The sequence below is a fragment of the Psychrobacter sp. 1U1 genome (assembly GCF_051847535.1).
GTDB classification, from domain to species: Bacteria; Pseudomonadota; Gammaproteobacteria; order Pseudomonadales; family Moraxellaceae; genus Psychrobacter; species Psychrobacter saeujeotis.
The window spans coordinates 185,681-192,257 of record NZ_JBPYDD010000007.1 but is presented as its reverse complement, the minus strand read 5'-3'; the positions used below and the strand labels follow the sequence as shown (position 1 = coordinate 192,257).

The 6,577-nt window shown below is 41.2% G+C and carries 7 protein-coding genes; 3 read left to right on the top strand and 4 right to left on the bottom strand.

Annotated features, from left to right (window positions below):
• Window positions 1–568 precede the first annotated feature (568 nt).
• The gene (locus tag ACS8FB_RS11820; protein WP_439263186.1) at window positions 569–1,141 is read right to left on the bottom strand and encodes a DNA glycosylase; all 573 of its coding nucleotides are present in this window, start codon (window positions 1,139–1,141) and stop codon (window positions 569–571) included.
• A gap of 357 nt (window positions 1,142–1,498) precedes the next feature.
• Between ACS8FB_RS11820 and upp the strand changes: the two genes are divergently transcribed.
• Window positions 1,499–2,146: a uracil phosphoribosyltransferase gene (gene upp / locus ACS8FB_RS11815; RefSeq protein WP_299220918.1), complete on the top strand. Its 648-nt coding sequence runs from the start codon at window positions 1,499–1,501 to the stop codon at window positions 2,144–2,146.
• A 64-nt stretch (window positions 2,147–2,210) separates the two neighbouring features.
• Window positions 2,211–2,963 (top strand): SDR family NAD(P)-dependent oxidoreductase, encoded by a 753-nt coding sequence (locus tag ACS8FB_RS11810; protein ID WP_439263170.1) that lies wholly within the window; start codon window positions 2,211–2,213, stop codon window positions 2,961–2,963.
• Window positions 2,964–2,988: 25 nt separating this feature from the next.
• On the opposite strand, the gene ACS8FB_RS11805 is transcribed toward ACS8FB_RS11810, so the two are convergent.
• Entirely contained in the window at window positions 2,989–3,669 is a 681-nt protein-coding gene (locus ACS8FB_RS11805; protein WP_439263168.1) for a hypothetical protein, read from the bottom strand.
• Between the two features lie 203 nt (window positions 3,670–3,872).
• On the opposite strand from ACS8FB_RS11805, the gene ACS8FB_RS11800 reads away from it, so the two are divergent.
• On the top strand, window positions 3,873–4,835 hold the full coding sequence (locus ACS8FB_RS11800; protein WP_439263166.1) for an alpha/beta fold hydrolase: 963 nt from the start codon (window positions 3,873–3,875) through the stop codon (window positions 4,833–4,835).
• Window positions 4,836–4,930: 95 nt separating this feature from the next.
• Here ACS8FB_RS11800 and ACS8FB_RS11795 read toward each other — a convergent pair whose 3' ends face one another.
• Both ACS8FB_RS11795 and tyrS read right to left on the bottom strand, forming a co-directional pair.
• Window positions 4,931–5,158 carry a DUF1653 domain-containing protein gene (locus tag ACS8FB_RS11795; RefSeq protein WP_439263164.1) on the bottom strand — a complete coding sequence of 76 codons (228 nt, stop codon included), beginning with the start codon at window positions 5,156–5,158 and terminating at the stop codon, window positions 4,931–4,933.
• Between the two features lie 127 nt (window positions 5,159–5,285).
• Window positions 5,286–6,497, bottom strand: a complete 1,212-nt coding sequence (tyrS, locus tag ACS8FB_RS11790) for a tyrosine--tRNA ligase (RefSeq protein ID WP_439263162.1) — start codon at window positions 6,495–6,497, stop codon at window positions 5,286–5,288.
• Window positions 6,498–6,577: the final 80 nt, after the last annotated feature.

The following is a 6,577-nucleotide window of genomic DNA, read 5'->3' as shown; positions in this document are numbered from 1 at the left end:
CAGCAAAAATCCACACAAGTTGTTCTTTAGTTTTGCTTTTAAATAATGTCCCTTCACTGTCGTCCAGTTGAAGCGTTGTTCTACTAATAACCAAGCAATGTGCTTATCGTTATTAGCGAGCTGACTATCATATCATGTTAATTATGTTTGTCAAGCTTTTATTTCGTTTTGTTTCAATTAGTTAGCTGGGTTGGTAATGGGTAAATATTCTATCCGTTACGGCCAGTTTGTGCTAATGAGGGGCGTATTATAGACCCTTTTTTGTCAGTGTCAAGGGTTTATTTTATTTAGTTTGAAAGACTTTATTTAGCTAAATAAATACTCCAAACTAAGGATTGATGTGTTCAGTGGTAAACCACTCTCCAATCATCCTTCCCTTTCGACTGGGTGGCATTATACGCGCTTTTGATAGGGGGTCAAGAAGATTATATATTGTTTTTATTATTATTCGATAATACAACCAATATCTTATTCTTATCAATAAGTTAGCAATAAAAATATTTTTATTCTACTTTATATACGATTTTATCAAAGGATATTCTTCTTACAACCTTCGTAATAGAGCACTTTATACTTTACCTACCTTTTCAAAAAACGCTTTATAGGCAGCAATTTTTTTATCTAATGCTAATGGATAAGCGCGTGAAGTAGAAGGTAGTCGATATAAGGTTAAGTCATCCACTGTAGTCGCTGTTAGATCAGAATTTTCGCTTTGCCCCTTATAAGGGTAAGCCATACTTTGATTGGTCTTTGGATGTTTCGACTTTGGTAATGAGCTATCCAGTAAATCAATTAAAACTTCTGTGGCTTTGCCGCCTGTTGTAAACAGCGCCTGCACTTTGGGAACTCTTGGCAAAATGTCATCTAAATTAACGGGAGTGACGACGGTTAAATTTTTGTCAGAAGCATTACCCGTTTCTCGAATCGCTTGCTTGACCGTTGGGCACGAAGCAATGCCACGTTCAAACAAAAAGTTGCGAATACGCTCAGGATCAAAACGCTTTTCATCCCCTACTCTAAAATAGTTTACATCGTCAAAAAATACGCCACCATAAATGCGCCACATATCATTATAGAAGTTAGGATAATGAAAGCGCATAGCCCATTTGTCAGCGGTAGGCGGAAATGTCCCCATCATCATGACCGTAGCATTGGGTGGCAAGACAGGCTCGAAAGGGTGGGTTTCTATCGGTGTTGCTATTGATTTTGTCGATATTGGGCTAGGATTTGACTGGTTTTGGATACCAGATGGTTGTTTGGTCATAAGATTCTTCATCGGAAAAGTGGTTTTTTTGCTATCATAACAGGCCTAAACACGACTTCACTTGTCATAGCGCTATATAGCCGAATAGGTTTGGCTTAAAACTGGTTATTTAAGCCTCAATCTTACTATTTCTACGCTTGGTATAGCGTTAAGTGCGGTAAGTGTTTGTATCTTTTATACTAATAGCAATCGCAGTAACTGCGTGTGCATCAGCCTACAACCAAGAGAGTATTTATGAGTGACTTAAAAATTACTGTAATTGATCATCCGTTAGTCCGTCATAAACTCAGCCTAATGCGTGAAAAAGACTGTAGTACTTATAAATTTCGTACATTGACCAAAGAGCTTGCTCGTTTAATGGCTTATGAGGCAAGTCGCGATTTTGAAATTGAAACTTTTCCTATGCAGGGTTGGTGCGGTGAGATAGAGGGTGAGCAAATCATCGGCAAAACGGCAACCATCGTTCCTATATTACGTGCTGGTATTGGCATGCTTGATGGCGTACTTGACTTAATCCCTACTGCAAAAATCTCTGTCGTAGGTTTACAGCGCGATGAAGAGACCTTACAACCAGTGCCATTTTTTGAAAAGTTCGTCAGCCATATGGACAAACGCCCAGCGCTTATCGTTGATCCCATGCTTGCCACTGGCGGTTCGATGGTTGCTACTATTGATATGTTAAAAAGAAATGGCTGTAAGAGTATCAAGGCTCTGGTGTTGGTTGCGGCACCTGAAGGCGTACGTTTGGTGAATGAAGCTCATCCTGACGTGACTATCTATACGGCTGCATTGGATAGTCATTTGGATGAACACGGTTATATCATCCCGGGTCTTGGTGATGCAGGCGATAAAATCTTTGGTAAGCAGTTATTTAACAAATAATCCAAAAAGTAGTCGTTATAAGAATCGTGACTACAGCTTACGACAGCAATGATAAGGATATAAAATGAACGTATTGATTACAGGCGCAAGTGCTGGTTTTGGTAAAGCGCTGGCTGAGCGTTTGGTTGCCGAAGGTCATCACGTAATTGGCTGTGCCAGACGACTTGATAAACTCACTGCAATGGCTGAAACGTTAGGCGATTTATTTTTACCGGTCGTCATGGATGTCGATGATACGGCCTCTATTCCAAAAATTATTGCGGATTTGCCCGATGGCTTTAATCAGCTAGATGTCTTGGTCAATAATGCAGGTCTAGCACTTGGTACAGAGCCTGCCCAAAGTGCCAATCTTGATGATTGGATGAGAATGGTCGATACCAATGTTAAAGGATTAATAGCTCTGACCCATGCGGTGTTGCCAGCGATGGTCGCACGCGATAGTGGCTATATTATCAACGTCGGCTCTATCGCTGGTAGCTGGCCTTACCTTGGTGGGAACGTCTACGGCGCGACCAAAGCATTTGTAAAACAGTTCAGCTTAAACTTACGCGCGGATCTGATTGGCACCCAAGTACGCGTAACCAATCTTGAACCAGGCAATGTAGCAGGTACGGAGTTTTCAAACGTCCGCTATCATGGCGATGACGATAAAGCGGCCAAGGTCTATGACGGCTTTACAACCATGACGGGTGAAGATATTGGCGATATTTTACTATGGCTGATTGAGTCGCCTGCGCACATTAATATCAACCGTTTAGAAGTCATGCCAGTCGCGCAAACTTTTAATGGTTTAACGATAGCTAAGCAAAACTCTTAGTCTATAAAGTTTTATATATAAACCATCAACGCAATTCATAATAACGCAGTACTACGGCGGTGTCATTTAGCATCGCCGTAGTAGTTGGCGTCTCATTATCTAAAACTTGCTCATCAACCAAACGCAAATCATTAAAATCCAGGATAAGTACTTCATTGCGGGTGCGCTCACTGGTACGCTTATTATGACGTATTGGAAACCCGACCACTTGCTTACCAATGACCTTTATCTGATTTATGATCAAGGTTTGACTGTCTTGTTGTCCTAATTTTAGCGCATTCTGCTTGGCTTTTTGAGCACCCAAGACGGCGGTAGCAGGATTAACAGTGGTGGTAAATAACTTATCGAGTCGTGCGCTTTTTGGCATAGTACCTGCGATAAATAATACTTGTTCTAACGGTAGATACTGCGCATGACGTAACAGCTCAGCGCGAAACAGCGCTGGCATATCCATATTAAAGCTGTCTTCAGTTTGACGATAAAATGCTTCAAAACTACGCTGAATATAGCGCCCAAATACGGTAGCATTAATCCAATCTTGATACGTATCATTTGCCAGTAATCGTTTGGTAAAGTCGTTGGGTTCTAACGCCAGATCACCCGTCAAAAGCGCCATTAATAAACCATGTGGATCCGTAAAAGTCAGCTGGCTCCAGACCTGAGGATAAAGGCTACTATCAAGACTGGATAATGTCGCTCTACTCATAAATTTTTATTTCCTTCTTACATTGAATTATTATTTTGACGACATGGCTCTGATAGATATTTTTATACTTATATTATTGTTAAATATGCTTTTTTTACTATAACACGCCTTACTAATATAAAAATGTTTTGTGCTGAGCATTTTAATATTAAAATTATAAAATGAACCTCCATAAATGAAATGAAAACAAGAAGCTGCCGCCCATGATAAAAGACTGGCTAAAAATACCGTCACAATACCAATTACAGACTTTGAGCATCATCAAGACTGACGATACAATCATTCCTGTCTCTGTGATTGGCAAAGGCAGACCTGTCATTTTGCTCCATGCGTATGGCATGGATGCGCGCGAGTTTTTACCTTTTATATTGCCGCTTACTGACAAATACAGGTTTTATCTTCCGCATTTTAGAGGCTTTGGAGAAGCGAAGTCTATTCATTTGACGCAATTTGATTTTGTACGCCAGTATGCTGACGATATCAACACCGTGATTGAGCAAATTTGTCACGACCTTAAAATAGAATCTTTACCAGTTGCTGCTATCTCTATGGGTGCGCAAGTAATGTGGGGGTATTTTGAGCGTTTTGGTATGTCACGGGTCAGCCGTTATATGAACATCGACCAAAGTCCTGCGATTCATAATCAGGCTGATTGGCAAGGCGGCTTATTTAGTGAGCGGCAGCAGGAAGTGTTTGATATATTTCATGAAGTGGTAGATATGACACTGCCTTATGCTAATGTTGACAGTTTTACGCACCTACCATTTACGATTAAACGCCAGGTCACAGATATTGAGCGGCTATTTTCTTTACTATCAGTAAATCGTTCACGCTCAAAAGCCCTCGTCCAGCTTTTAACGCATCAAAATGATCATAAGCTGGTGTTTTATAATCATAATACCTGGCAACATAAAATGCGCTGCTTACAAGCGTATTTAAAGTTAGAGTACGATTTTCGAGCCGTCATAGAAAAAATCACCATTCCAGTGGTAAACTTAGTTGGAGATCGCTCAACGCTCTATGATCCTAAGTGGCAGCAAGAAGTGACCCGTATGCTCCCTAATGCAACTGAGATTGTTTTGCCGCGCTCTGGTCATGCGGTGCCGATGGATGAGCCGATTGCCTTTTATAAAGTGCTAAAAGAGTTTGTGGGAAATGAGCGCTAGGTGATATGGTAAAAAGCTGGGTTAAAAACCCAGCCTACGACAGCGTACCTTAAGTTTCTAGTCGGGCTTTGCATTTCCAACTAATCAGCTTCAAACTAATCAGTGAGCGCTTTAATCAATTCAAATCTAGGCACTTCTTTACCATCACGTGTGACTGTCTCGCTAAACATCGAAAGTGGTCGTACCCATACGCCATACTCACCATATAGACAGCGATAAACCACTAGCCTTTCTTCCGTTTCGGAATGCTGCGCGGTATGCAACACTTGGTAAAGACTGCCTTTATAATGGCGGTAGATGCCTTGTGGAATAGATTGGTTCATAAGTAACTCCTAGCCTTCCCTATAAATGTATGAGCTAAATACTGTCTCGTTATGTTCAAATAATAGAAATAGATAAGGCCGACAATCAATGTCGACCTTATTTATGCTCTTGATATTAAAAGCCCTATTATTCTACCGTTACTTTTGCATAGGCCTTTTTGCCTGCTTGAATAACAGCCGTCTGACCTGATGTTAAGCTAAAGCTAGCATCGACTACGTCACCATCTACTTTTACCGCGCCACGTTTTACCATATCTTTAGCTGCAGAATTGTTTTTGGCAAGTGCTGCTTGGTTTAAGACTTGGGTGATAAATAGCGCATCTTGCCCTTCTAGATCTAGCATAATTTCTGGCAGGTCGACTGGTAATTCGCCATCAGCTAAAACGTTGCCTGCAGATTTGTGTGCATTAGCCGCCGCATCAGCATCATGAAAACGTTCAATCAACTCTTCGGCGAGGATACGTTTGATTTCTTGTGGATTGCGACCGTTTTCCATCTCTGCCATCAATGCTTCGACTTCTTCCATCGGCTTAAAGCTTAAAAACTCAAAGTAGCGACGAATTAAAGTGTCTGGCATAGATAGCAGTTTTTGGTACATGGTGCCCGGTGCATCATAAATACCGACGTAATTGTTCAAGGATTTAGACATTTTATTAACGCCGTCTAACCCTTCTAAGATTGGCACGGTGATACAAACTTGAGGCTCTTGTCCATAACGACCTTGCAAAGTACGCCCCATGAGGATATTAAAGGTCTGATCAGTACCGCCAAGCTCAATGTCAGCCTTAAGCGCGATAGAATCATAGCCTTGTACCAATGGGTATAAAAACTCATGAATAGCAATTGGCGTTTGGGCGGCATAGCGTTTAGAGAAATCATCACGCTCAAGCATACGCGAGACGGTAAGCTGGCTTGACAGCTGAATCATATCTCCTGCTGACATATCATTAAACCATTCAGAGTTAAAAACAATCTTGGTTTTTTCTTTATCCAAGATTTTAAAGACTTGCTCGGCATAGGTCTGAGCATTGGCTTTGATTTGCTCGTCAGTCAATGGCGGGCGCGTGCTGTTCTTACCAGAAGGATCGCCAATTTTGGCCGTATAATCACCGATCAAAAAGTAAATCTCATGACCCAAATCTTGAAAATGCTTAAGCTTATTAATCAATACCGTATGACCCAAATGCAAGTCAGGTGCGGTAGGATCAAAGCCTGCTTTGATGCGTAGCGGACGGCCTAATTTGAGTTTTGCAACCAAATCCTCTTCTGATAAAATTTCTTGCGTACCGCGTTGCACAAGGGCAATTTGTTCTTCTAGGGTGTATGAATGGTCTGTCATGATGCTCTCTTTATTGTCTTTATTAAAAGGGTAACGCGTTTGGGCTATTTAGGACTTCGTAGCCTGTAAAAGATGTTAGA

Coding starts and splice junctions, on each gene's coding strand:
- ACS8FB_RS11800 (WP_439263166.1), top strand. CDS start 3,873: ATGATAAAAGACTGGCTAAAAATACCGTCACAATACCAATTACAGACT.
- tyrS (WP_439263162.1), bottom strand. CDS start 6,497: ATGACAGACCATTCATACACCCTAGAAGAACAAATTGCCCTTGTGCAA.
- upp (WP_299220918.1), top strand. CDS start 1,499: ATGAGTGACTTAAAAATTACTGTAATTGATCATCCGTTAGTCCGTCAT.
- ACS8FB_RS11820 (WP_439263186.1), bottom strand. CDS start 1,141: ATGATGATGGGGACATTTCCGCCTACCGCTGACAAATGGGCTATGCGC.
- ACS8FB_RS11805 (WP_439263168.1), bottom strand. CDS start 3,669: ATGAGTAGAGCGACATTATCCAGTCTTGATAGTAGCCTTTATCCTCAG.
- ACS8FB_RS11795 (WP_439263164.1), bottom strand. CDS start 5,158: ATGAACCAATCTATTCCACAAGGCATCTACCGCCATTATAAAGGCAGT.
- ACS8FB_RS11810 (WP_439263170.1), top strand. CDS start 2,211: ATGAACGTATTGATTACAGGCGCAAGTGCTGGTTTTGGTAAAGCGCTG.